The 21,675-nt window shown below is 57.7% G+C and carries 32 protein-coding genes and 2 tRNA genes; 15 read left to right on the forward strand and 19 right to left on the reverse strand.

The genetic code is table 11. The features are described 5' to 3' along the window. Nucleotides 1-6 precede the first annotated feature (6 nt). The 5 genes from crtH to FZZ90_RS02660 all read right to left on the reverse strand — a co-directional run bounded on the left by crtH (nucleotide 7) and on the right by FZZ90_RS02660 (nucleotide 4,796). Nucleotides 7-1,563: a carotenoid isomerase gene (gene crtH, locus FZZ90_RS02640; RefSeq protein WP_226424209.1), complete on the reverse strand. Its 1,557-nt coding sequence runs from the start codon at nucleotides 1,561-1,563 to the stop codon at nucleotides 7-9. Nucleotides 1,564-1,587: 24 nt separating this feature from the next. Beyond that, the gene (locus FZZ90_RS02645; protein ID WP_226424210.1) at nucleotides 1,588-2,553 is read right to left on the reverse strand and encodes a cation transporter; all 966 of its coding nucleotides are present in this window, start codon (nucleotides 2,551-2,553) and stop codon (nucleotides 1,588-1,590) included. After that, nucleotides 2,550-3,920, reverse strand: a complete 1,371-nt coding sequence (trmFO, locus tag FZZ90_RS02650; protein WP_226424211.1) for an FADH(2)-oxidizing methylenetetrahydrofolate--tRNA-(uracil(54)-C(5))-methyltransferase TrmFO — start codon at nucleotides 3,918-3,920, stop codon at nucleotides 2,550-2,552. The genes FZZ90_RS02645 and trmFO overlap by 4 nt, the downstream gene beginning before the upstream one ends. A 47-nt stretch (nucleotides 3,921-3,967) precedes the next feature. Next, nucleotides 3,968-4,090: a photosystem II protein Y gene (locus FZZ90_RS02655; RefSeq protein WP_025362202.1), complete on the reverse strand. Its 123-nt coding sequence runs from the start codon at nucleotides 4,088-4,090 to the stop codon at nucleotides 3,968-3,970. Nucleotides 4,091-4,283: 193 nt separating this feature from the next. Beyond that, nucleotides 4,284-4,796, reverse strand: a complete 513-nt coding sequence (locus FZZ90_RS02660; protein ID WP_370631013.1) for a gamma carbonic anhydrase family protein — start codon at nucleotides 4,794-4,796, stop codon at nucleotides 4,284-4,286. Nucleotides 4,797-4,875: 79 nt separating this feature from the next. On the opposite strand from FZZ90_RS02660, the gene FZZ90_RS02665 reads away from it, so the two are divergent. From FZZ90_RS02665 to FZZ90_RS02675, 3 genes are all read left to right on the forward strand, one after another. Continuing rightward, a tRNA-Lys gene (locus tag FZZ90_RS02665) sits at nucleotides 4,876-4,947 on the forward strand. Between the two features lie 211 nt (nucleotides 4,948-5,158). Beyond that, nucleotides 5,159-6,310 carry an NAD(P)-binding protein gene (locus FZZ90_RS02670; protein ID WP_226424213.1) on the forward strand — a complete coding sequence of 384 codons (1,152 nt, stop codon included), beginning with the start codon at nucleotides 5,159-5,161 and terminating at the stop codon, nucleotides 6,308-6,310. Between the two features lie 13 nt (nucleotides 6,311-6,323). After that, a tRNA-Pro gene (locus FZZ90_RS02675) sits at nucleotides 6,324-6,397 on the forward strand. Between the two features lie 374 nt (nucleotides 6,398-6,771). Here FZZ90_RS02675 and FZZ90_RS02680 read toward each other — a convergent pair. The 5 genes from FZZ90_RS02680 to FZZ90_RS02700 all read right to left on the reverse strand — a co-directional run bounded on the left by FZZ90_RS02680 (nucleotide 6,772) and on the right by FZZ90_RS02700 (nucleotide 10,508). Then, entirely contained in the window at nucleotides 6,772-6,990 is a 219-nt protein-coding gene (locus tag FZZ90_RS02680) for a hypothetical protein (RefSeq protein WP_226424214.1), read from the reverse strand. Between the two features lie 339 nt (nucleotides 6,991-7,329). Continuing rightward, nucleotides 7,330-7,602, reverse strand: a complete 273-nt coding sequence (locus FZZ90_RS02685; RefSeq protein ID WP_226424215.1) for a hypothetical protein — start codon at nucleotides 7,600-7,602, stop codon at nucleotides 7,330-7,332. Nucleotides 7,603-7,820: 218 nt separating this feature from the next. Beyond that, a complete protein-coding gene (locus FZZ90_RS02690) occupies nucleotides 7,821-8,621 on the reverse strand; it encodes a PfkB family carbohydrate kinase (protein WP_226424445.1) in 801 nt (266 codons plus the stop codon). 142 nt (nucleotides 8,622-8,763) lie between these two features. Continuing rightward, nucleotides 8,764-9,003: a hypothetical protein gene (locus FZZ90_RS02695; RefSeq protein ID WP_226424216.1), complete on the reverse strand. Its 240-nt coding sequence runs from the start codon at nucleotides 9,001-9,003 to the stop codon at nucleotides 8,764-8,766. Nucleotides 9,004-10,256: 1,253 nt separating this feature from the next. Then, nucleotides 10,257-10,508 (reverse strand): DUF1651 domain-containing protein, encoded by a 252-nt coding sequence (locus FZZ90_RS02700; protein WP_226424446.1) that lies wholly within the window; start codon nucleotides 10,506-10,508, stop codon nucleotides 10,257-10,259. Nucleotides 10,509-10,587: 79 nt separating this feature from the next. Between FZZ90_RS02700 and FZZ90_RS02705 the strand changes: the two genes are divergently transcribed. Then, nucleotides 10,588-10,743, forward strand: a complete 156-nt coding sequence (locus tag FZZ90_RS02705; RefSeq protein WP_226424217.1) for a hypothetical protein — start codon at nucleotides 10,588-10,590, stop codon at nucleotides 10,741-10,743. Between the two features lie 642 nt (nucleotides 10,744-11,385). Here FZZ90_RS02705 and FZZ90_RS02710 read toward each other — a convergent pair. Then, nucleotides 11,386-11,547 carry a hypothetical protein gene (locus FZZ90_RS02710; protein WP_226424218.1) on the reverse strand — a complete coding sequence of 54 codons (162 nt, stop codon included), beginning with the start codon at nucleotides 11,545-11,547 and terminating at the stop codon, nucleotides 11,386-11,388. A gap of 74 nt (nucleotides 11,548-11,621) precedes the next feature. Next, nucleotides 11,622-11,783, reverse strand: coding sequence for a hypothetical protein (locus FZZ90_RS02715; protein ID WP_226424219.1), 162 nt, complete (start codon nucleotides 11,781-11,783; stop codon nucleotides 11,622-11,624). A 173-nt stretch (nucleotides 11,784-11,956) separates the two neighbouring features. On the opposite strand from FZZ90_RS02715, the gene FZZ90_RS02720 reads away from it, so the two are divergent. Continuing rightward, nucleotides 11,957-12,118, forward strand: a complete 162-nt coding sequence (locus tag FZZ90_RS02720) for a hypothetical protein (protein ID WP_226424220.1) — start codon at nucleotides 11,957-11,959, stop codon at nucleotides 12,116-12,118. 124 nt (nucleotides 12,119-12,242) lie between these two features. On the opposite strand, the gene FZZ90_RS02725 is transcribed toward FZZ90_RS02720, so the two are convergent. Continuing rightward, nucleotides 12,243-12,458, reverse strand: coding sequence for a hypothetical protein (locus FZZ90_RS02725; RefSeq protein ID WP_226424447.1), 216 nt, complete (start codon nucleotides 12,456-12,458; stop codon nucleotides 12,243-12,245). Nucleotides 12,459-12,581: 123 nt separating this feature from the next. Here FZZ90_RS02725 and FZZ90_RS12795 point away from each other — a divergent pair, with 123 nt between their 5' ends. The 4 genes from FZZ90_RS12795 to FZZ90_RS02740 all read left to right on the forward strand — a co-directional run bounded on the left by FZZ90_RS12795 (nucleotide 12,582) and on the right by FZZ90_RS02740 (nucleotide 15,183). Further along, the gene (locus FZZ90_RS12795) at nucleotides 12,582-12,707 is read left to right on the forward strand and encodes a hypothetical protein (protein ID WP_255613474.1); all 126 of its coding nucleotides are present in this window, start codon (nucleotides 12,582-12,584) and stop codon (nucleotides 12,705-12,707) included. A gap of 677 nt (nucleotides 12,708-13,384) precedes the next feature. After that, the gene (locus tag FZZ90_RS02730; protein ID WP_226424221.1) at nucleotides 13,385-13,573 is read left to right on the forward strand and encodes a hypothetical protein; all 189 of its coding nucleotides are present in this window, start codon (nucleotides 13,385-13,387) and stop codon (nucleotides 13,571-13,573) included. Between the two features lie 144 nt (nucleotides 13,574-13,717). Further along, on the forward strand, nucleotides 13,718-13,894 hold the full coding sequence (locus tag FZZ90_RS02735; protein WP_226424222.1) for a hypothetical protein: 177 nt from the start codon (nucleotides 13,718-13,720) through the stop codon (nucleotides 13,892-13,894). Nucleotides 13,895-14,256: 362 nt separating this feature from the next. Beyond that, on the forward strand, nucleotides 14,257-15,183 hold the full coding sequence (locus tag FZZ90_RS02740) for a pectate lyase (protein WP_226424223.1): 927 nt from the start codon (nucleotides 14,257-14,259) through the stop codon (nucleotides 15,181-15,183). A gap of 659 nt (nucleotides 15,184-15,842) precedes the next feature. On the opposite strand, the gene FZZ90_RS02745 is transcribed toward FZZ90_RS02740, so the two are convergent. Further along, on the reverse strand, nucleotides 15,843-16,073 hold the full coding sequence (locus FZZ90_RS02745) for a hypothetical protein (RefSeq protein WP_226424224.1): 231 nt from the start codon (nucleotides 16,071-16,073) through the stop codon (nucleotides 15,843-15,845). Between the two features lie 145 nt (nucleotides 16,074-16,218). On the opposite strand from FZZ90_RS02745, the gene FZZ90_RS02750 reads away from it, so the two are divergent. Together FZZ90_RS02750 and FZZ90_RS02755 are read left to right on the forward strand one after the other, a co-directional pair. Continuing rightward, on the forward strand, nucleotides 16,219-16,416 hold the full coding sequence (locus FZZ90_RS02750) for a chlorophyll a/b-binding protein (RefSeq protein ID WP_226424225.1): 198 nt from the start codon (nucleotides 16,219-16,221) through the stop codon (nucleotides 16,414-16,416). A 154-nt stretch (nucleotides 16,417-16,570) separates the two neighbouring features. Continuing rightward, complete coding sequence (locus FZZ90_RS02755; RefSeq protein ID WP_226424226.1) at nucleotides 16,571-16,729, forward strand: hypothetical protein; 159 nt, start codon at nucleotides 16,571-16,573, stop codon at nucleotides 16,727-16,729. Nucleotides 16,730-16,809: 80 nt separating this feature from the next. Here FZZ90_RS02755 and FZZ90_RS02760 read toward each other — a convergent pair whose 3' ends face one another. Genes FZZ90_RS02760 through FZZ90_RS12800 form a run of 3 tightly spaced genes read right to left on the reverse strand, consistent with a single transcriptional unit; the run spans nucleotide 16,810 to nucleotide 17,816 of the window. After that, entirely contained in the window at nucleotides 16,810-17,292 is a 483-nt protein-coding gene (locus FZZ90_RS02760; RefSeq protein ID WP_226424227.1) for a DUF427 domain-containing protein, read from the reverse strand. 3 nt (nucleotides 17,293-17,295) lie between these two features. After that, nucleotides 17,296-17,694: a hypothetical protein gene (locus FZZ90_RS02765; RefSeq protein ID WP_226424228.1), complete on the reverse strand. Its 399-nt coding sequence runs from the start codon at nucleotides 17,692-17,694 to the stop codon at nucleotides 17,296-17,298. Next, a complete protein-coding gene (locus FZZ90_RS12800; RefSeq protein WP_255613475.1) occupies nucleotides 17,691-17,816 on the reverse strand; it encodes a hypothetical protein in 126 nt (41 codons plus the stop codon). The genes FZZ90_RS02765 and FZZ90_RS12800 overlap by 4 nt, the downstream gene beginning before the upstream one ends. A 109-nt stretch (nucleotides 17,817-17,925) precedes the next feature. Between FZZ90_RS12800 and FZZ90_RS02770 the strand changes: the two genes are divergently transcribed. The 4 genes from FZZ90_RS02770 (at nucleotide 17,926) to FZZ90_RS02785 (ending at nucleotide 20,215) form a co-directional block, all read left to right on the forward strand. After that, a complete protein-coding gene (locus FZZ90_RS02770) occupies nucleotides 17,926-18,213 on the forward strand; it encodes a hypothetical protein (RefSeq protein ID WP_226424229.1) in 288 nt (95 codons plus the stop codon). Nucleotides 18,214-18,418: 205 nt separating this feature from the next. Beyond that, nucleotides 18,419-18,670: a hypothetical protein gene (locus FZZ90_RS02775; RefSeq protein ID WP_226424230.1), complete on the forward strand. Its 252-nt coding sequence runs from the start codon at nucleotides 18,419-18,421 to the stop codon at nucleotides 18,668-18,670. 40 nt (nucleotides 18,671-18,710) lie between these two features. After that, on the forward strand, nucleotides 18,711-19,628 hold the full coding sequence (locus tag FZZ90_RS02780) for a histone deacetylase (protein ID WP_226424231.1): 918 nt from the start codon (nucleotides 18,711-18,713) through the stop codon (nucleotides 19,626-19,628). Continuing rightward, entirely contained in the window at nucleotides 19,625-20,215 is a 591-nt protein-coding gene (locus FZZ90_RS02785; protein ID WP_226424232.1) for a pyridoxamine 5'-phosphate oxidase family protein, read from the forward strand. The genes FZZ90_RS02780 and FZZ90_RS02785 overlap by 4 nt, the downstream gene beginning before the upstream one ends. Here the strand turns inward: FZZ90_RS02785 and FZZ90_RS02790 are convergent, their stop codons facing one another. Together FZZ90_RS02790 and FZZ90_RS02795 are read right to left on the reverse strand one after the other, a co-directional pair. Then, nucleotides 20,216-20,551, reverse strand: coding sequence for a hypothetical protein (locus tag FZZ90_RS02790; RefSeq protein WP_226424233.1), 336 nt, complete (start codon nucleotides 20,549-20,551; stop codon nucleotides 20,216-20,218). Nucleotides 20,552-20,606: 55 nt separating this feature from the next. Beyond that, on the reverse strand, nucleotides 20,607-21,608 hold the full coding sequence (locus FZZ90_RS02795) for a hypothetical protein (protein WP_226424234.1): 1,002 nt from the start codon (nucleotides 21,606-21,608) through the stop codon (nucleotides 20,607-20,609). Nucleotides 21,609-21,675 lie beyond the last annotated feature (67 nt).

Genomic DNA, 21,675 nt, shown 5'->3' on the forward strand with positions numbered 1-21,675 from the left:
AGAAGATCAGGCTGGCAGTGCCCAAGGGTTCAGGCCGAGGTCAGCACCAACCCGATGGGCACAGGCAAACCCACTGAAGGCAACGGCGTTGAGGCCCTGGCCGGGGAAACAGGAGTCACCCACGCAGTACAGGTTCTTCAGACCGGTGCGGTTGAACGGCATCGGCAGCAGACCCGGGAGCTGCATCGCAGGGATCGGGCCGTAGCTGCCCTGAAAGCGACCCAGAAAACGCCGGTGGCTGCGTGGCGTGCCGATCTCCTTGTGGGTGATGGCATCGGCGAGGCCCGGCAGGATCGCCTCCAGGCGCTGGATCAACCGTGCCGCATCCGCCTCCTTTTTCTCGCGGTACTGGCTGGGGGTCAGTCCTTGCCACGCCTCCATCGATGACGGCGTGAAGGTGTGGACGATGTGATGCCCAGCCGGCGCCAAATCCGGATCCAGCAGCGAGGGCATCGACACGAAGATCACCCCCTGCTCGTCCTCCATCCGGTTCCAGTCTTCGAGCAGGAGGTGATGGCAGTGGGTGCCGGCCGGAATCAGGTCAGCCCGAACCCCCAGATGCAGCGAAAGGAACGAAGGAGATGGCACATAACGCTTTCGCCAGAACTGCTCCTTGCCAGGGGTGTGGGCGGCATCCACCAGGGCTTGGCCAGAGCGGTGCTGCTCGTGAGCCACTCCCGAAAAGGTGTCCCAGCGGGTGGCATTGGAGATCACACGCTTGGCACGGATGACCTCGCCATCGGCCAGCTTCACACCAACCGCCTGATCGTTCTCGATCAACACCTCGGTGACCCGGGCCTTGTAGCGAATGGCGCCGCCATGGCGTTCCAATCCCTGCACCAGTTTTTCGGCAATCACGCCGACGCCTCCCTTGGGGTAGTTGATCCCTCCCGCATGCCGATCGGAAAACACCATGCCTGCGTTGATCATCGGGGTTCGATCCGCCGGCATCACCGACCAGCAGAAGCACTCGATGTCAATGAACTTGAGCAGCTGCTCATCCTTGATGTGCTGGCGGGCAACCGCACCGACATTGAAGGGCAACCAGCGCGCCAGCCCCAGGCAGGCCAGAGGTGCTTTGAAGAACACCTTGGTGAGGTAGGCCGGATCCTCCAGCGAGAGAAGCGGCATGGCATCGAGGCAGTTGAACACCTGCCAGCAGGTGTCGTAGAAGCGGCGGATCCCCTCAGCCTCATGGGGAAACCGCGCCGTGAGGTCGGCGATGAACTGCTCGTAGTCACGATCCACCGCGATGCGCAGCCCACCGGGCATGTGGTACTCAAGCTGGGCTCGGTCGGGGATGGTGTCGCAGTGCTCCCCCACATCGGCCAAGGCCCTGGTGAGCAGGTTGGTGAAACCCTTCTTGCCGAAGCCAAAGATCATCGAGGCCCCCACATCGAAGGTGTAGCCCTCGCGCTTGAAGGCACCGCCACTACCGCCAGGGATCAGATACCGCTCCAAGACGAGGGTCTTGGCTCCCTTGGCCGCCAACTGGCTGGCGGTGACCAAACCACCGATGCCGGAACCGATCACAACGGCATCCCACTGCTGGTTCTCGCTCATGGCATCGCTTCTTTGGGGGTGACGCTAAGGGGCCGTCTGCGGCCTTTGATCCTGGCGGTGAATCGGGGGCATCACCGTGAGGATCACCTCAGAGCGCACGGGACGTGCAAGTTCGGCACTGCAGCGGGCATCGATGTGATGGCGCAGCCCATCAATCACCCGACTTTCCAAAGGCTGCAGCGGATTGATGTAAACCACGACAAAGGCCGTGCGGCCCAGCTGCTGCACCGTGAAGTCCATCATCTGCAGCTGAAGCCCCACCAGCTCCTGCATCAACACCAGCCGTGTGCGCTGCAGCACATCCGGGTCGGCAGCACAACCGGCGGCCTGGGCCATGGCATCCCGCAGGGCCGCCAGCGGTTCGCGCAGCAAGGCCAGGCTCACCGCCAGCACCAGCAGGGCATCGGTGATCGGCGCCAGGGCAGACAAAGGCGTTGCCAGCAATAGGGGAGACGCCAACAGGGCCAGGCCAGTAGCCAGGGTGATCACGGCATCAATCCGGGCATTGCGGGCCTCTGTGAGCAGCAGCAGCGACACCCGCCCCGTGCGGCGCCAATCGCGGCGGTGCCGCCAGGCCAGCAGGCCGCAGAGCGCTGTCATCAAAGCGGTGTAGAGCGCCACCGGCTCCAGATGCAGCGCCGCGATGCTGTTCCCCCGCCACCAGTCGATCAAGGTGGAGCAGGCGCTGCCGACGCCAAAGCCGATCACCCCGAGCAGCACCAGGGAGCGAAACAGCACATACAAAGTTTCCTGGCCTTCGTAGCCGTAGGGCCAGGCTCGATCCGGCGGCCGCACCACATTGCAGCTGATGCGACTGGCAATCAAAGACGAGCCCACTAACACGGCGGAATAAAGGCCATCCAAGAGAAGGGCCGAAGATCCGGTGAGCACATGGGCGGAAAAACCAGCCAATGCCATCACTGCGTTGGCTCCGACCCCGAAGCGCAAGGAGCGCTGTTCGATCCGGCGAGCCTCCGCAGGGTTGTTCATGCCGTCACGGTCTCGGGTTGGAGGGCGCGCATCGGCTCCAGATCTTGGAGTGCACGATCGCGGTAGGCGCCATAGCGGGCCCGTTTGTCGCGAATGCGTTCCGGCAAATTTGGCAAGAGACCGAAATTAGGGGGCATCGGCTGGAACTTGGCCGTTGGTGCCTCGCTGACGAAATGGGTGAGGGCTCCACTCATGCAGGTGGCCGGCAGATCAATGGGCTCCAGGCCACGGGCCAAACGGGCCGCATTGGTGCCGGCCAACCAGCCACCGGCCACGGCGGCGGCATAGCCCTCGGTGCCGGTGATCTGGCCTGCCGCCAGGAGGTTTGGGCGCTGGCGGAACTGCAGGGTGGGCTGCAGCAGCTGTGGCGATTCGAGAAAGGTGTTGCGGTGCATCACCCCAAAGCGCACGAATTCCGCCTGACCCAGCCCTGGAATCATCTGCAGAACTCGCTTCTGCTCACCCCATTTGAGGTTCGTCTGGAAACCCACCAGATTCCAGAGGCGACCGTCCTTGTCTTCCTGCCGCAGCTGCACCACGGCATAAGCGCGCTTGGCCCGGCGCACATCGCGATCATTCACATCACCCCAACGGGGATCCCAGAGCCCGATCGGCTTCAGGGGGCCGTAACGCATGGTGTCTTCGCCACGACGCGCCAACTCCTCGATCGGCAGGCAGCCTTCAAAGAAGGTGGCGTCATTCTTGTCGAAGTCTTTGAGTTCAGCCTGTTCAGCCTCCAGCAGGGCCTGACGGAACGCCAGGTACTGCTCCTTGTCCATCGGACAATTGATGTAATCCGCATCGCCCTTGTCGTAACGGCTGGCGCGGAAGGCCACCGAAAGATCGATGCTCTCGCCATGCACAATCGGGCTGGCCGCATCGAAGAAATGGCAGTCGGCACGACCGGTGAACTGGCGTAGATCCTCTGCCAACGGTTCACTCGTGAGCGGCCCCGTCGCCAGAACGGTGATCGCATCCTGCGGCGGCAGGGCCTGCTGCTCGCGCCGTTCAATCGTGACCAGGGGATGCTGGTCGAGGGCTTCGGTGAGGGCAGCGCTGTAGCGACCGCGATCAACCGCCAATGCACCACCTGCTGGAACAGCATGGGTGTCAGCCGTGCCGATCACCAACGAGCCGAGCCGGCGTAGCTCCTCCTGCAGCAAGCCCGCAGCACGGTCACTGCTCAGGGCACCGAAACTATTGCTGCACACCAGTTCAGCAAAATCACTGCTGTGGTGAGCCGGGGAGCGTCGAATCGGACGCATCTCCACCAGGGTGACCGCAACCCCTGCACGGGCGATCTGCCAAGCAGCCTCAGTGCCGGCCAGACCGGCACCAAGAACGGTGACATGGGGGGATTGAGACAACCGGCTGCATCAAGCAGCCTTCAGCCTACGAATCTCGCTTGCCTGGATCAGGCGCGGCTGCGCTTGAGCATCAGCTGAAGCTGGCCCACAGCCGCACGGCCGATGTTGAAAGCAGCCCAGCTGACAGCGGCCAGGATCGGGGCAACCACCAGGAACAGGCGGGCGTCAATACCCAGAACTTGGCCTGTGGTAATCACGCTGAAGGCCGAGTAACCGACGATCACAAGGATGAGGACCAGACCGATGGCAACTCGGACCATTCTTGAAAACGGAAATCTGTGTCGCCGATCTTACGGACTTCTCCGTTGATCCCACGACCTTCTCTGAAAGCTGATCGAATTCGCAGCAATCAGGCGGTTGCGTTCAAGGCCTGATCTGGGCGTGGGATGCCGCCAATTGCGCGTAGCGCCGAGCATGGCAGCGCTGTTCAGCAATCGCCTCAGGAGACAACTCCCGCTTCACCACCGCAGGCGTGCCCATCACCAAGGTTCCGGGAGGCACATCCTTGGTGACAACAGAACCAGCAGCCACCAAGGCGCCGGCACCGACGGTGACGCCATTGAGAACGATGGCGCCAATCCCCACCAGGCATCCATCCTCGAGCGTGGCGCCGTGGATCACGGCCCGATGGCCAACGGTGACGTCGGCACCGAGTCGCACCGGTTGCTCCGGATCGCCATGGAGCACGGCACCGTCTTGAACATTGCTGCCCGCTCCGATGCTGATCTGCTCGAGATCGCCGCGCGCAACAGCTGTGGGCCAGAGGCTGCTGCCTGCTGCCATCCGCACATTGCCGATCACGACGGCGGATTCAGCAACCCAGGCGGCAGCATCGATTTGGGGATCGGGCCAGGGCTTAGAGCCAGTCATGGCCATGGTTCAGAAGCCACCAGTCTCCCCGGCGACCTGAGTGATAACCTCATTTGGTGCCGAAATGGCATGCCCAAGCGGGCACGGGTCGCTAGCTCAGCGGTAGAGCATCCGGCTTTTAACCGGCTGGTCCTGAGTTCGAATCTCAGGCGACCCATACCAGCGCTTTGATTTCGTCTCGTAACTCAAGCGAGCCGACACCCCTGCGGCTGTTAGAAAGCCGTGAATCTCTGATCAAGCCAACAGTTCAGATGGCGTATTTCGCGTTCTTTGGCGTCACGATTCTTCTGGCATTGCTGGGTGGTTTGTTTTCTCGAGTCGCCGCAGAGCGCTACTGGATGTGATCGACGGCGGAGACTTCAGCGCTTGTGACTGAGGTTGATCTAGCCGTTATTGGTGCGGGGCTGTCTGGTTGCAGCCTGATTGGCCGACTCCAGCAGCTGGGATCTGAGCTCAACATCGCCTTGATAGAGGCCGGCCGGGGACCAGGTGGCCGTGCGGCCACCCGCAGAAGACGCGAACAAGGCGGCTGGCTGCTTAACCATGGAGCACCGGGCTTTGCCCTCAGTGATTCCATTCCGGAGAGCATGGAGGCACTGCTAGCGCCGTTGCGCTTCGCGGGTGTTCTTCAGCGTGACGAGCGAGCTGTGCTTGCGCTCGACGCCCAAGCAGGTTTATCGCCAGCCAACTGCCCTGAAGCCTGTCCAGACGGGGGCTGGTGGCATGGGATTCCCTGCATGGCCAGCATCTGCGAGGTGCTGCTCGATGCTCCTGGCTCCATGCAACTGAGTCGTCAATTCGAGACCCGCGTGCGCTGGTTGGAGCGACGCCAGGATCATTGGCTGCTGAAAAACGAGGATCGAAGCTGGTGCCTCAAGGCCAAGCGCCTTGTGCTCAGTGGAACCTTGCTGGCCCATCCCCGCTCGCTGAAGATGCTGGCCTGGAACGACGTCCCCCTGCGCTCAGCCGTTGAAGAGGGGGAAGACGTCGGCCTCGATGCGGCACTGAGCCTGCTGCAACACAGCCAAGCCGAGGTGCGCTGGAACTTGATGGTGGACCTGGGCGTGCTCGCGCTCAACGGTGAACAGCTTCCGGCTCAGATCTGGTTGAAAGACGCTGCCAAAGAGCGCTGGAAGGTGGAACGCCTCGTGCTGCAGCCGCAAAGCGATGCTCGCTGGGGGCTGGTGGTGCATGGCTTGGATACCGGGGAAGCGATCACGCCCGAAAGCCAGGGTCGCCTGCTGGCTCAGGAGCACCAACGTCTGGTGGAGCTGTTGCCCGAGTTGCTGCAAGGCCTGCCGGTTGTTTCAGCTGCGTTGGACCAAGCGACGCCGTTGGGGGTGATGCGCTGGGGCGCTTCTCGGCCCCTCGACCACCCTCTGCCGAAGGAGCTGCAGTGGTGCCCCACCAGCGCAGTGGGGTTCTGTGGTGACTGGATCGAAGGGCCTGGCTTTGGCAGAGCAGAGGGAGCGATCCGCAGCGGCGTCAACCTCGCTGAACAGCTGCACGCTGACCGCTAATCTCTAAGTGCGCCGGGGAGTGGCGCAGTTTGGTAGCGCGCTTGCTTTGGGAGCAAGATGCCGCAGGTTCGAATCCTGTCTCCCCGATGCGATCAGAAACCAGTCCCCAGCTGGTATCAGAGCCGTCCCTCAAGGGGCGGTTTTTTATTGCTGATGAGCTCTTGCGCGCAAAACGTGCCTATAGCCACCTAACCGCAATCCTTTTTGCGCACGACTTCTCTCCCCCCCTGACAGTTGGAAGACAGCAGACAAGGTTTATTCAGCAATGGCCGACAAATTTTTTTCTCATTTGAGGCAATTTTCTAGCTCGCGCAGGCCAATGACGAGTTCAGATTGATACACATAAACGGTATCCTAGCGAACCTGCATCAACAACTATCACGCATCTGGGAGGTTTTTAGATGTGCCCAGTAGCGTCTTGCGGCTTGAAAAGACATGTGCCGTTCAGGACTTCTCCTCTCTCAGCCCCCTTCCATGTGACTAATCCCAAACCCAAAAGGTGGAGAACTGCCATCAAAGCGAGAGAGAACCAGCTCCTGACTCTTGCCAAAGAAGCTTTGCAAGAGAAGAAGGAGAGAAAAGTGATTCATTTTCTGGACTATGTCGATCAGGACATAGCGGCTTAGCCATCCCCAGAAGCCCAGCCCATCTCCTTCATCCACTCGAGTGGAGCGGATCATGGGTCAGACGTGATTGGCTTGAGTGTTCCTCCCATTGCTCAACCAATAAAAAACCCAGGAGGGAAGAGAAGGGCTCCTGGGTCTGGTGCTGTGTGTTGCCTCGCAGCCCAGCCAGTTAAATGGCATTCATCGGATTTGTTCTGAGGCTTCTCTGAGAGTTTTGGAGTATTTCATCAGCAGCATCCCCAAAATGGTCCGCAAGGATCAGAAGCCTGCGGGAACAAAATAGCCAGCCCTTTCGGGTGGGTTAGTTGCATTCAAAAAGCCCCCGCTTGGTAGTCGGAGGCCATATCTGTTCTGAACTACCGAATTGGTTAGAGCAAAAGAATTATGCGTTCTTCACTCTGCCGGAACGCCATGGGTCATGTGTGACAAGGTCAGGAAGTTGGTGATGTCGCCACCGTTGCAGTAATGGACAGCAACAGGGCGCTCTAGGAAGCCGGGCTTGCCATCTTTGTCGAGGAACTCAACTCCAGTCAGCTTGACGATCGCTTTCTCAGAGTTCTTGACGCAGTTCACAAACTCCTTGGATTGCTTGGCCATAGGTGCCAGCAAAAAAAGAGCTCCAAGTACAGCGGCTCCGATCAGGCCCTTTTCAATTTTGGAATTCATGCACGTTGCTTGGTTAGCCCACCGGTTTTAAGAGAGAGAAGCCTTGTTCGCCAGGAACATCTGCCCCCCTGGCCAGCTTCAGGAGTCCAACTCATCTTCTTCTGCCAGATAAACGCCATAGACGCAGATGGTTACAAGCATCTCAGCGGGCTGGAACTCCTGCCGTGCGCAAGGGCCTCCTGGAATTTGACGTTCAAACCCGTCAGTTTTCTAATGATCTAGCCATAGGGTCCAAAGCGCGTCGCACAGGCGGCACCACATTGGGCACCCAAGGCGATGGCTTTCGCCAAGGTCCAACGCGCAGCGAGTCCGGTGACCACCCCCGCCGCAAAGCTGTCACCGCAGCCATAGCTTTCTACCAATGGCCCCGGGAGGGGTGAAGGGTCATAGCGCCCGCCCGGAAGACTGAAACCACCTGCGGCACCTTCCGTGCGAATCAGCATGTGGGGAGCTGGGTTCAACTGCTCCGGCTCCACCCGCTCACCGGGATCAAGGCCACTGCCAATCAGGGCATCGAGGGAAACCTTGGCCTCTTGAAGCACAGGCAAACGCACCCGCGGAGTCGCGGCCAGGACTGCAGCAGCGCGACAGGCTTTCAATAAAGGAACATCAGCTGCAGTAACGAAGAGACCGTCGCAGTCGCCGAGGGCCTCCCAGGGCAACGCATCGTCCAGTGATGGCGTCAGCCGCTCGCCGATCACGGTGATTGCTCGGTCCCCCTCCCCATCAACCAAGCTGATGCCACGCCGGGTTGATGCATCTCTCCAGGCGACATGAACCACAAGGCCCAGGTCTTCAAGCCGCTTGACGCAGGCTTCGCCGACCGAATCGCGGCCTAAGGCCGTAAAGAAATGGACAGGTTGCTGCTGCAACCGTGCCATCTGCACAGCAACGACGGCACCACCACCAGCAGGTTCCTGCAAGGTTCGCAGGGCGTGGCCAATGGTCCCGGGATGGGGCAACTGATCCACCGCCAGAAATTCCACCCACTCGACATGGCCGACCACAGCCAAACGCAGGGGCGGCAAGGATGAGACGCAAGACAACGGCAGTCCCAGACGACTGGAGTCCCATCCTCACTGGTCATTCGGCCCAACAGAGGTCCCCAAAGCGGGCTGGGGCTCGACTTAGCGGTGAGGGTTGGTTTTTACCGCTGAATCTCTAGGTTTCCTGATCAGCGTGCCTTCTCCACGGAGTCCATGGCCGCTGGGCTTGAGGAGCGATCTCCGGTTGATGTGCGAGCTGCTGTGCTGTTGCGGCTTTCTGCAGGGCTTGCTGGTCGAGTTCCGCAGAAAGGAACAGTCCGGCGATGAACACCATCAGGATGGTGAGTAGTGCTGCGACCAGATACATCGTTGACCGCGCGATGGCTTGTTCCTGCTCCTTGGTCAGGTCGCCCATGGCTTGGCCCAAATCTGGTCAAGGTGTATCAGTCAGAACTCTTTGCTGCGATTACAGAGCATGTGGTTTTGTGTGCTCACTTCAAGCTTGGTCCAACTCCACAGGGGATTGGTGGCGAGCACCTTGCTCGGCATGGATTGGAATCTGGCGGCTTCCCCGCTTCGCTAGCCCGGATCTGGTGCGGGCTTTGCACGCCATTCCCACAATCGGCCGATTCGCCCCAGAAGGCAATGAGCACGACAGCTGATTGCCGGGTGCTCCACGGCTGCCGAGAGTGTGTGCATCGAGATCGGAGGAGCCCATGACGGCCGACACTCCACCTGAGCAAACCGCAGAAGCAGCCTGACTTTTCTGGCCCCTGCTCCAACTTTTCAACCCAACCGTGAGCGCCTCGTCTGTGACGACACTGATGTGCGTCTGATCAGTCGACACTCCTCTGCACCGTCCGTCTAGGTGCCCCGTAGGAGTCCTGCTTCACACCTGGACAAAATGGCCCCAGGGTTGCCACTAGCCAGACGCTTCGACCTTTCTCTTTCAGTTCACTGTCCTTCGATAAGCACTTCGCTTCACGGATACAGCTTCACTGATTAGGTCGACTGCAATGCATAAACGAGCGAGCTAGGCCGTCTCTCCATCGGGAGGGGCGGCCTTCCTCTTTGCGAGCAGATCGGCAGTTCTTTACAACGCCTTGCTGTTCTCGCAGGGGCGTTCACCTCGCTGGAGATGTCTCATGCAATGCAGCTTCGGCACGTCTCCTCGCGGCAATGATGAAGCGGTCTGTCTTGTCTACGCCTTCAAATCCCACGTCCCTCAAAAGGACGACGGTCGCAACGTAGGCATACGAAACTGGAGTGCATCGCATGCAAGTGAGCCCTCACTTCAAACGAGGACAAGCGCTAACCACGGACTCCAATCACCCAACCCAATCTTGGCCGTCGCCAACGATTTCTTTCACGCCGTTGCCTGTTCAGCCGTGTCATTGAGGACATCTTGCTGAAGCTGCTGAACTGCGCAGAGGGCTTCATGCGCGGGCCATCCATGAACATCCATCAACTCTTTAACCAGAGCATCAGGGGCCCGAGTGATCGAGGTGCGAATGGCATTGACAACCTTGTTGTCCCTCGCGAGTGCAGACAGCCGCAGAGCCCGGAGTCGCTGAGTGTTCGGCTGTTTCATGACAGCACTCTGGACTAACGCTGGTTTTGCTCCAGTTGCCAACTGCTGATACGGACTGGGCTAACTCGTTAAGTGCCCTATCGCAGTGGACCGGCGCATCTCCTCCAACCCATTGACTTGAGTGCATTCCATTTCTCCAGCGCCTCCTGTCGTGTCATCAGTTGACTCCCCTGAGGGATCGGGTCGTCAGGTGGTCGCCAATGGAAGCTGCGCATGACGATCGACTCGCCTTGAGAGCCATCCTGATGAGCGGTGAATTGGTAGTAAAGCTGCTGTGACTCATTGGCAAGCCAGGCACCAACAGACTTGTAGGAGAGTTCTTCAGTGATGAGTTCACTCCATAGAAGGGGCGCCTGATCGGTCGGTCAGACGGCTTTTTTCGTAGGTGAGCTGACGGAGCTTTTCGATGTGCTGCTCATGCTCTCCGCTGCTCCAATGGTGGGGGAAGGCGACTCGGGCTTGAAGTTCCGAGATCTCGTTGTTGAGTTCTCTCGCTGGGTCCTCGGACCAAAGTTCCTCTCCACAGTGGAGCATCGCCCCGCCTTACTGGCGGTGGAGAAGTGAATCTCCTCAATTACTACTGATGCAACCTCTCGGGGCAGGTCGTCTCCCCATCAGGACAGGCGACCCTTCTCTTTCGCGGAGATTTAGGCATTAAGCCTTAGCCATTGGCCAGAGAAAAACCTGCAGACTGATCCGACCCACACAAGCTGCATGAAAGGACTCCACACGAACGTTGCCTACTTCAGCGGCACCGTCGCGATTGCAGTCCTAGTCATGACTTTCGTTGTCAAAGCAACGGCCTAAGAAAGCGTTACTTCAGCCAGGCGCGATCGTTAGGTATGACTCAGTCAGGCCACGCCCTGCTTCCTATTGATTGAGTTAGCAGGGATAAATGACATGAGAGCCACCAAACTCACCACAGCTCCACAAGGCGATGAGTACTACAGAGTCTGCGACCAGGAAGCACCTCGTTGAGGACACCTCCGACCTGAGCGCAACTAGGACACGGCTCTATCCACCGGAATGGAATTAGAGCCCTGACTCTCAAGGCTTGCTCCTCGACCAATCAGAAACCGGTCCCTCAGCTGGTCTTTAAGCCGTCCCACAAAGGGCGGTTTTTTGTTGCTCTGGCCAGCAGTGCGTGCTGCGCATATTGATCAGTGCAAGCTGATCAATAACGAGTCACCTGGAGCAACGCGTGACTCAGATGATCTCTTTACGGCCAGCCTTGATCTTGGCTTGGGCTGAAACGAGACCAAAAATCAGCAGAATCAGCAGGCCCGCGTTCACGCCAACGAAAAACATTGTGTCCATGACTTCAAGATGGCTTGCCTCGTAATAAGGAAAGAGAGCAAAACAGCCCATCGGTCAAAAGACTCAATTCAGGACCAAAAGAAGATGAAGCCTTGCGCTGATCTTGAGAGATCTGTCGAGACCACCTACGACTGCAAACCGCCATCGCCATCACGATCAGCCCAGCCCTTCGCTTGCAGCTGACGCAGACGGTCCAGGAGCTCAAGATCACCAACAATCTGACGACGACACCCGTCCTCCCCCATGTAGGTCAAACGCCCATCGGCATCGATGACCAGGGCGGTCATGGGGGTGACTGGAAACAAATCGTCGATGGCGAAGTGCTCCTCATTCAGATCAACCCAGTCTGCGTCCTCGAAGCGCTCCAGCCCAAAATCATGACCAAACCAAACAGGGGGGCCAGCCGCTAGGGCAGCTTTCCTCTATGAAGGATGCGATGGACTGGATCCTTTCCCGACGCGTGACTGATCAACAAGGCAAAGACAAGACCTATTGGATTGATGAGATCGCGTTCCTGGAGGCACGGTTGAACGGCAGTCAGGGTGACATCGACAACGAAGACCGAGCGGCTTGCGAAGAAGCCCTGAAGGCAGCAAAAGCGAACTTGGCAGACTCTCACTGAAGACGGGGCTGACCGAAGCTCGAGCCAGATCTATGGTTGGGATGTGAGAGGGAGACCTCTTCGGGCGTGGTTGCTTGATTTGGTGGGTGGTGTCACGACCTACTGCCTCTCTCACACCTCTTCGTCAAGGCTGATCGAGGCCTCTCTCCTTGGCATAACTCTTGTAATGATTGGGAAATTCATCGGCCAGCTGGGCAAGCAGATCGCTAGCAGAGCCCATTTGCTCGTTAACTTCATCAAAAACCGAGGCAAAACAGCTCTCACACCTGATTTCAAGACAAAGATCTTCCCAGGTCGTTTCTTTTTGATTGAAACTGGCCACAAGCTCTTTAAAGGTCATCAGCAACAAACTGTTTTTCTTAGAGTGAGCCTAAACCCAATAGCGTTACATAATTCTGAACCGAATAAAATCAAGGTTGTCATGACCTGATGTGCCAAGGCTGTGATGGCGCAAAATTGAAGGATGAAACGACTGCTGCAACTCCTTTTGAAATGGGCTGGCAAACGGGAGAAACCCCCATTGAACACCCCTGAAGAGTTGGAGTGCTTTAAAACAGATGCGATCGAAAACCGCGGCAAGCACTACTAATGCAAGGGGCAACTGAACTGGCACTACTCGCCCTCGCATTTGTCGGGCTCCAGATCTGGTGGCTCAGCAAGGTTTTTTTGAATCGACCTCGGCAGCCAAGACCGCTTGGCAAGCCCATGAGGGCCAATTCACTCCAGACCAAGAGAACCGCACTGCAAAAGATCTTTGATCAATCCTGATCATCGCTAGCACGAGGAGATCACTAGGGACAAACACCGATGCCTGATGCGATCTGAACAATCAGCGTGGTGCATCAGCAACGAAAGCCATGGCACTGATTTGTTGTGCGAACTGCGGTCACATGCACTCAAGCTTGAGAAACGGTTGCCCCCAGTGCATCAAGCAGGGGCGACTAGGGTCCCCTCAGGCGTTATCTGATCGGATCAAGCAAACCCCGAGCAACACCAAGGAGTGACCACCATGGCTTTTGATGCTCCCCCTGCACAAGGACGTCAATGCAGATGCTGCGGTTACATCAAACCTCTAAATTTCTTTGGATTGGATCAACAGGAGTGCCGGAACTGTGAAGTACAACGACGACGCCAACAGGCCATGAAAGAAAACGCCAATGATTCAGTCGAGGAGTCTTGAATCAAACCCAGCCTCAATGAGCATATGCACCAATGTTCAATTGACATCCATGGGCTATCACATGGGAAGAGTTGAAAAGAGGCGTCATGGGCAAGGTTCTTTCAGCAGCAAAATGGTCGTTCGATCTACTTGGCCAGCGCATCACTGCTCTTCGTCTTAAAAGGAGCTTTCCAGAATCAAGGATCTACAGCGACTGGGCTTACGACGAATCACAGATGAAAGAGGCCAATCTTGACAAGCGTGAGCAGAAGTCTCATCTGGAATACGATTGCTGAAGCCACAAACCAATCAAGCAAGGGCAAAGATAGCGACTTAGCAGTCGTCAAACCAACACATCAAATGGCGAACAAACCGCTTTGGGATGGAGGTTGGCAATCTCAGCCAAGTCCCCTAGAACGCTGTTCAGCATCGTTGTTGTTATGGCCTTGATTCCCCGCTGGCAGTACATGACTGACAGCAGCAAAACCATGGTGAAACGATCTGCAATCACACTTGTGGTTGTTCTGATTGGATTAACACTGCTGCGCGCAATCTTTCCATGGATCCTGCTCGGCCTGGCCTTCTATGGTGCCTGGTGTTTGTTGAACCGGAAATAACCGATGAGCGAAGACTCAACCCAAGCCAGACGAACGCTCTATCTCTGGGCCCTAGGCCTCAACGTTGTCGCTTGGGGCGGATACCTTTATCTGACCAAGGTGATGGGAATCGATTTTGAATCGATTCAGCAAGCGAGAATGGCCGGTTAAGTTCCCACCCTTCAAGAGGGATCCGCCTGGTCCGACCAGGACGTTGCCCTGAGGTGTCTGCTTGACCGGATAAGAATCCTCATGCCTCCTGCACCAATCAAAGAGATCGCGTCATAACCTCCTCTTAACGAGAAGGCTGCTTCGTGAATCACCCCCTAACGCATGGCTTTGAGGGTCACCCGTCCTCAGAAAAGAGCCGATCAGAGAGCTTGATGAGGCAGGAGACGGTGCAGCGCATCTGCGGCCAGGTCTGTGTGTGGTTTGGAGTCGTTGTTCTCGGCGTCTCTCTTTATAAATTCATCAGCGCTTTTTGGGTGGATGCTTCCCCTTGGCCTGAGTTGCAACTGGGTACCGCTGGCTTGATTTTGGTTGCAGGAGGACGAATTTTTCGAAACTCAGCATTCATAACAACACTGCTGGCAGAAAAGAGTCCTTCAGCACGAGCTCAACGAGCCTTTCTGATGCTTGCCCTCGCCTCATTCATCATGGGCTGCGTTGTTTTACTGAAACTTTCTGTTCAGGACATTTATCGCTACAAGCGTCTGCTTGGCGAAGGAGGAATTCTGGAGTATTTGCAAGCCCTAATTCTTTTCACATCCGCCTGGATATCGTGGCTCATCTCCAAAGATCTACGCAAGCGCTTGTCCATGCGCCTGCCTTCAGTGGTTTACGCGATCATTTCTTTGACCATGCTGTTTGTTGGCCTCGAGGAGATTGCCTGGGGGCAAATCCTATTCGGCTGGAAAACACCTGAAAACATCGCTGCGGTAAACGCCCAAAACCAGACAACGCTCCATAACCTTGAGTTCTTCCAGAGCCACCTCGACCTCAATCTTTTCTTGGTCTCAATCGTACTTTTGGTGCTCGTCCTGTGGCGACCTTCAATCCGATGGATACGCACAAACCCTCTTAATGGAAATCGGATTGCCAACAGCAACTTCTTCATACCGAGATACTTCTGGCCTCTCTTCTTCTGCGCCGCATTTCTGTCTTATTTTGTGGCGACAGAATCGGGAACAGAAGTGGTGATTAATATCGATCAGGAGTGGGCAGAGTTTCTTCTATACCTGGCCGCTGGTCTGAATTTATTGAGAACCTACATCCTTCTTAGTGACTCACAACCGAACCCAACCCACTGAACAAATGCTCATTGCACTTCCTGATCAGCCCTGATCACCGCAGTGTTGTTGTAAGCAATTCGCTCTACCTCCGTCTTAGCCCTCACCAAGGCAAGGGTTACAGGTGCAGATGCACAGCTGACCTAATCCAACCGCAGCGGGCTTGATCCACAAGACACCAAGGGTATAAATCGTTCGGTGCAGACAAAAAACCGCCCCATGCTTGGGGCGGTCTACATAGCCAAGGCAATCCCCATCACCCGGCGATCTGCACCAATCTTTGATGCAATAAAAAAATAATACCCAGCAGACACCACATGTAGTGGACGTCAACACTCACTTAAGACTCTGGTGAACATGCGTAAAGAAGCCAGTTCAGGCAAGCAGCACTGCTACAGCCAATAGAAGCCTGCTTCTGAGGAGACACTAAATCTGGAGCAAGAGGTCAAAAAACCTCGGGATTGCGATGCTTCATGATGAAGACATCCTTAAGGGAGAAGCCATGATTTCTGGCCCATCCTGCCCATTGCGCTTGGGAGTTCTCGACAGCCCCGACTATTGGACTGATGACGCACTGATGTCTGCAGTGCGTCCATTGAATCCAGAGGAACTTCACCACTTGGCCATCGGATCCCTTCAACGAAGGGCTCGAGAACGCGGTGTTCGCCAAACCTCTTTACTCAACCCCGTTGGCTGAACCCAGCCAAGAGTTGATGGAACTGCGCAAACAGCCTGTCGAACCAGGTGCCTGAACGTCGACCAGCTGGTCGCTGCAATACCGAGGCATGCAGCATCGGCCCGTTGGTGCCGTATCCATCAAAGGCAATCAAGGCGTCTTGGGCTCCCTGAAGCTCCTGGTCGATTCGACGGGAGGAGAAGCGCTCGTGAGCTCGGTTTCGTGACGTTGACATGACTGGGGCGAATGCACCTACCTCCGGTCTGCCACCGGACCGAGCTGCTTGGCCGTAGTTGGTGACGCTTCTTAGGGAGCCGAACCTCGACTCCATTTACAAACCGTTACGCAAGGCTTAACATTTCGAAAGATTTCAACGAAAGATGGCTACTTCAACTCCCAATGACGACTGGTTCCAAAGCGCTGCAGCAGCTCAAATCCGCAGTGAGCGTTTCGCGAAAGCAGAGCTCCTCAATGGCCGCACCGCAATGATCGGCTTTGTGGTGGGCCTGCTGACGGAAGCCCTGACAGGGCACGGGATCGTCAGTCAGATCACCTTTGGCGTGTTCGGCTGCAACTGAACCGGTCAACTGCTGAGGGGATGCTCTGGGACTGCAGTTGCAAGCCTGCACTCACCCATCCCTTGACCGAGGCTCTTACGAACATCTTTTTCGGCCAAAATGCTTGATGTTCCAGGCGTTTTGCGATAAAAGGTTATGAATTGGTTATGAAGCGATGAAGACAAGCACCGCCCATTCACGTCTCGAGTCCCTCCAGCTCGCAGCTGAGGAGTGCCAGACCCGCGAAGAAGCGCAAAAGATTCTGAGGAAGGCAGACAAGGCCCACGCCAAGCTGGAGTCCTCAGCAGCTCCCTACCACCGTCTCAAGAACTGACGGGCCACTCAACCCTGCAGAAGACGAAGACATAAACCTCTGATTCGTGAGTTGGATTGTTTCAACTCACTCCAACAACCTCAAATCAACTCGGGATGGTTGGGATCCCCCTTGAAGGGACCTTGGATCCATGGGCTGATCCAGCCGCCATAAAACTCGCCTGGCTGCGCCAGAACCATCTCTTCTTCCAACATGCAGGTATCAACGCGGCGGGGATAAACGCTGATCCACCCTGCCAAGAGAGAAAAGGCTTGCGTTGGATTGGAGTAACTCCACCCCGCGCGAATACGGCGATCGGTGCCATCAACAGCACTCACATCCCAATAGGACGCCACTCCTTTCCATTCACAGAACGAAGGCCGTCCCGTTGAGGGGTGGAGCGTTCCGGGGCGAAATGCTGAAGGGTGCAGATAAATCGTGGGCGGGTGAAAGGTTTCACACACCCGCACGTAGCGCTGATCCTGGGCGATTGCCTGTCCTGCAATCCAGATCTCGACAGAACCGGACACCAGCTCAATCAGGGGAGGACGGGGATAGTTCGAAACATTTTCAACGGGTTGCATGGCCTAACCCATATCGAGCAGATAGTGCATGACGGCAACCCGATGGGACACAGCAATTCCCTCGGGGGAGTCGGGGCCGATCAACGCCTCAGGAACACGATGAATGCGAGTGACCGGTTTGATCTCATAGGCCGTTCCCTCGGGAGCACCGGAGCCGCGACTGCGGTCCCAGATCCCACTGGCATCTCCCTTGTAATGCCCCGCCACCTGCGACAGATGGGCATAGAAATTGGGCCCCATGCGACAGACCACGATGGCCAAACAGGCATCAAAATCGTCGGACGACAACACATTGATTCCATCACGGACAGCACGTTCATCGACACCGAGAACCATGTCCTCGAGTGCTGTTTCACCCGTCAATTGCCAGCAACGGATGGTGACGGCGTCGTGTTGGCTCACTTTCTACGGGTGAGGTCACCGAAATCATCGTCGTTGGGTTGCAAAAATTGCCAAACGACAGGAACTGTGAGGATGACTGTCAGACCGATGGTGACCCAGATCGCTGTTGTGTAATCGCCCATGCCTATCAACCAGTCCAGCGGACCTTACCCAGTTCGTGCTGAGCAAGCAGCCTTGCATTGACGACAGAAAGGTCACTTCTTAATTTCTCCAGACCAACCCACGAGCCAAATGCGCCGATTCCTGACGGCTGGATTGCTCTTGGGCACGCTGGTCCCAGCGGGACAAGCAGCTGTTTTCACCGTGAAGCCAGGCACGGCGTTTTATTCCAAGCCCCAAGCCAAGCCGGAGTTTCTTCTACCGCTGCCGGAGGTCCGTGTTCACGTTCCAGCAATGAAAGACGCCGCTGGCTTCTGCCACTTCAAGCTGATCTACAAAATTGTTGATCGTGAGAACCCCGAGCTGCCAGCAGCCGGCTGGGCCCGTTGCGTCTCAATCGACCAGCTTGTTCCGAACTGACGCCAAGTTGTTCTGCCTCAGCGATTCCTTGAACACGCGAGTTACGCCTGGACATGCCCTCGCCACAACCTGGTCATGCTTCACAAGGTCGCTGCCACCACACTTCATTTGGGGAACAAGACACCCCTCACACGCGGACCAAAGGCCCAAACGAGACCAGCAAGCCTCATGATGAGATAATTAAGCAACCATTAAGGGCTGGCGGATGGGTTACTTCGCAAGGCAGCTCAACGCGCAGGAAATCAAGCAGGGCTACGCCCTGCTCAACCTGATGGAGCATCTGGATCGCGAAATGGATCTGCTCAATCAGCAGCGAATCCGCGTCGGGCCAACAACCCAGGAAGGGCAGCGGCTCACCCAGATCAAGCAGGGCCATCTGCGCAAACTGCAGAGCTGCATCAGCGAACTGAACACCAGTGGCTTCAACGACTGGTTGCTGCACCAACAGCCTGCCTGACCCTTGAATGGGGCGGAGCCATCCCGGGTGAGACAGCCCCTTGCCGCTTCCGGTCGTTTACCACCCGCACTACTCCGCGCCGCTGCCGAGCACCCATCGCTTTCCGATGGCGAAGTTTCGGCTGCTGCATCAACTACTGCTTGAACAGGGAGTGGTGCAGGCCGACCAGGTGCATCGGCCCTTGAGCATCGCGCGCAAGGATCTGGAAAGCGTTCATCCCCGCACCTATCACGAGGCCTTCAGCCGTGATCGCCTGACCCGTCCAGAGCAACGTCGCATCGGGCTTCCGGCCACACGCCCTTTGGTGCAGCGCACCTGGCTCGCCGTGGGCGGCACCCTCTTGACGGCACGGCTCGCTCTGGAGCGAGGCCTGGCCTGCCATCTGGCGGGTGGCACCCACCATGCCCACCCCGGCTTCGGGAGCGGCTTCTGCATCTTCAACGACTGTGCTGTCGCCGCACGGGTGTTGCTGGGAACAGAAGAGGTGCGGCGAATTCTGATCGTGGATCTCGATGTGCACCAAGGGGATGGTTCAGCAGCTTGCTTTCAACACGACCCCAGGGTGACCACTCTTTCGGTGCATGCCGCCAGCAATTTCCCCCTGCGCAAAGTGCAAGGGGATCTCGACGTCCCTCTCGCAGATGGCACCAGCGATGACGACTATCTCGCCGCCATTGCCGACCGGTTGCCCGATGCCCTGGACACCATCGTGCCGGATTTGGTGCTCTTCAACGCAGGCGTCGATCCCCATCGCGATGATCGGCTCGGCCGACTCTCCCTCAGCGATGAGGGATTGAACATGCGAGATCGGCTCGTGCTCGATGCCTGTCTGCGCCGCAGGATTCCAACTGCGACGGTGATCGGCGGCGGCTATGACGCCCTCACGCCCCTGGTGCAGCGTCACGCCATCGTGGTGCGTGCTGCTGCCGAGCAGGCTCGCTTGTTCGACCTTCCATGACTGAGGGAATCTCTGAGGCCATCACTGAGGCCATGCCCCCCTGGAGACCTCTGCTGCGCGCGGCCATGCAGCGGGAGGGACGCTCCATTGCCGCCCGCTGGGTGCAACTGGCCACAACAGGACGCGATGGTGCTCCCCGGGTGCGGACCCTGGTGTTCCGCGGCTGGGCGGGGGCCAAACAGCTCGAACTGTTCAGCGATCAGCGCAGCGAGAAGGTAAAGGAACTCACCAACGATGGAGCTTCTGAACTGTGCTGGTTGTTCCCCAAAGCCCGCCAGCAGTACCGGCTACGGGGGAAGGTGGAGCTGATCACCACCTCCGAGCAACCTGAGCTTTGCCAGCAGCGTTGGCAAAAGCTCTCCGATACGGGACGGGCTGTCTGGGGGTGGCCCACCCCGGCAGATCCGCTGGACCCCACGGGGGAGTTCCCCGAACAACTCGCTGAGACTGCGCCGCTGCCGAAGCATTTCGTGGTGCTGAGGCTCCACGTGGACACTGTCGAGCGGCTTAACCTCGGCCCACATCCCCATCAACGCACGCTTTGGCGCGCGGACACGCTCTGGCGGGAGCAGCCGCTGAACCCCTGATCACCACCAGCGCTCCACACGACCAACGGAGGGCCGACCCGGTTCGCTGGGCACCGTCACCACCGACAGCCGCTGAAGATCTCGACGGTAATCAAAGCGGCAGAAGCCAACGCCTGTACCAGAGCAAGCCGAGAGGCTTTCGAGCGCAACAGATGCCCAGTGCCGCTCTTCGGGCGTAGGCGTTTTTTCCGGGGCGGGACGCCAGCCATCGGCAATCAGATGGCTGTTCGCCTCGAGGATGGTCTGCCTGGCACTGAGCTGTGGATCAGGTCTGGCGAAGGCAGACCCGCCCATCAACCAGGGCAGTAACAGCGACAAGACAACACAACGTGCCATGGAGGGGCTCATCCCTCTCTGCCCTAGCTATGGATCACGGCGCTGACCACAGGGGTCAGCCTGCGGTGAGCTGAGCGAGGGGCTGAATGCCGAGGGCGATCACCACACTGACCACAACGCCAACGGCGGCTTTCCAGAGATCCGAACCGATGACCTTGGTAAGACTGCCCGCCTCCCGGTTGATGAACACGACGTCTGATGCTTGTTGCTTGATCCGCAAGGCCAACTCACGACCGCCGATCAGGCCCAAAAACACCCAAGTGGTGCTGAGGGGGAAGCTGGAGAGGAATGCCTTGTAGAGAAGGCAAAGACCGAACAAAAAGTCGATAAGCGTGGCCGAGCGCAGATCGGAACTGTTGGTCTTGGTGCGAAGCACGGCCTGGATCGGCCCACCCCCGGTGGCCACCAGAACACAAAGGCCCACGCAAAGCACCAGGGTGCAGATGAGCATCGGGATGAGGTGCAAGTGGCGCGGCAAGAACACAAAAATGTTGGCCAGGTCCTGCACCAACCACATGCACCAGAGAAACCCGGTGGAGAACCACTGCAGGCCATACCAAAGCTTGTTGGGGTCTTTGCCGTCCTGGGAACGGCAGAACACCCATCGCTCCAGCGACCACAACCCCAGGCCATAGGCCGCAAGGCCGACGCCGAAGGCGAGGCCGTACCCCGTCAGAGAGCTGCTGAGCAGCATGCCGATGTTGGCGGGCATGAACGATGACAACACCAGAAACGAGGTGCTCACCGGTGCTCCCCACTGGGTCAAGGCCACAACCGCGAGGGGTGGAATCACATAAACCCAGGTGAAGGGCTCGGGCCATGGAAACTCCCTGCCAGGCACACTGAGCCGGCCCCAGGTGGGATCACCGTTGTTGAGGAACCAACCCAACAGCAGAACTCCAAAGGTCACCGTGCAGATGAACAGCATCTGCACCGGCTTCGGCGTGCGTTTCCGGTTGGAGGAGAGATAGGTGCCGAGGGTCTGGAGCGAGTCGTTCGCCACCACGGAATAGGCCGCCAGCAGGAAGCCGACGATCATCCAGATGCTGACGTCCATGAATCCGATCAAGCCGATCGATTGCTCCTGTTGTAATGAGCTCTAGGAGGAACGTCGGTGCTCCAGG

It is taken from the genome of Synechococcus sp. MU1617 (assembly GCF_020514235.1).
Classification (GTDB): domain Bacteria; phylum Cyanobacteriota; class Cyanobacteriia; order PCC-6307; family Cyanobiaceae; genus Parasynechococcus.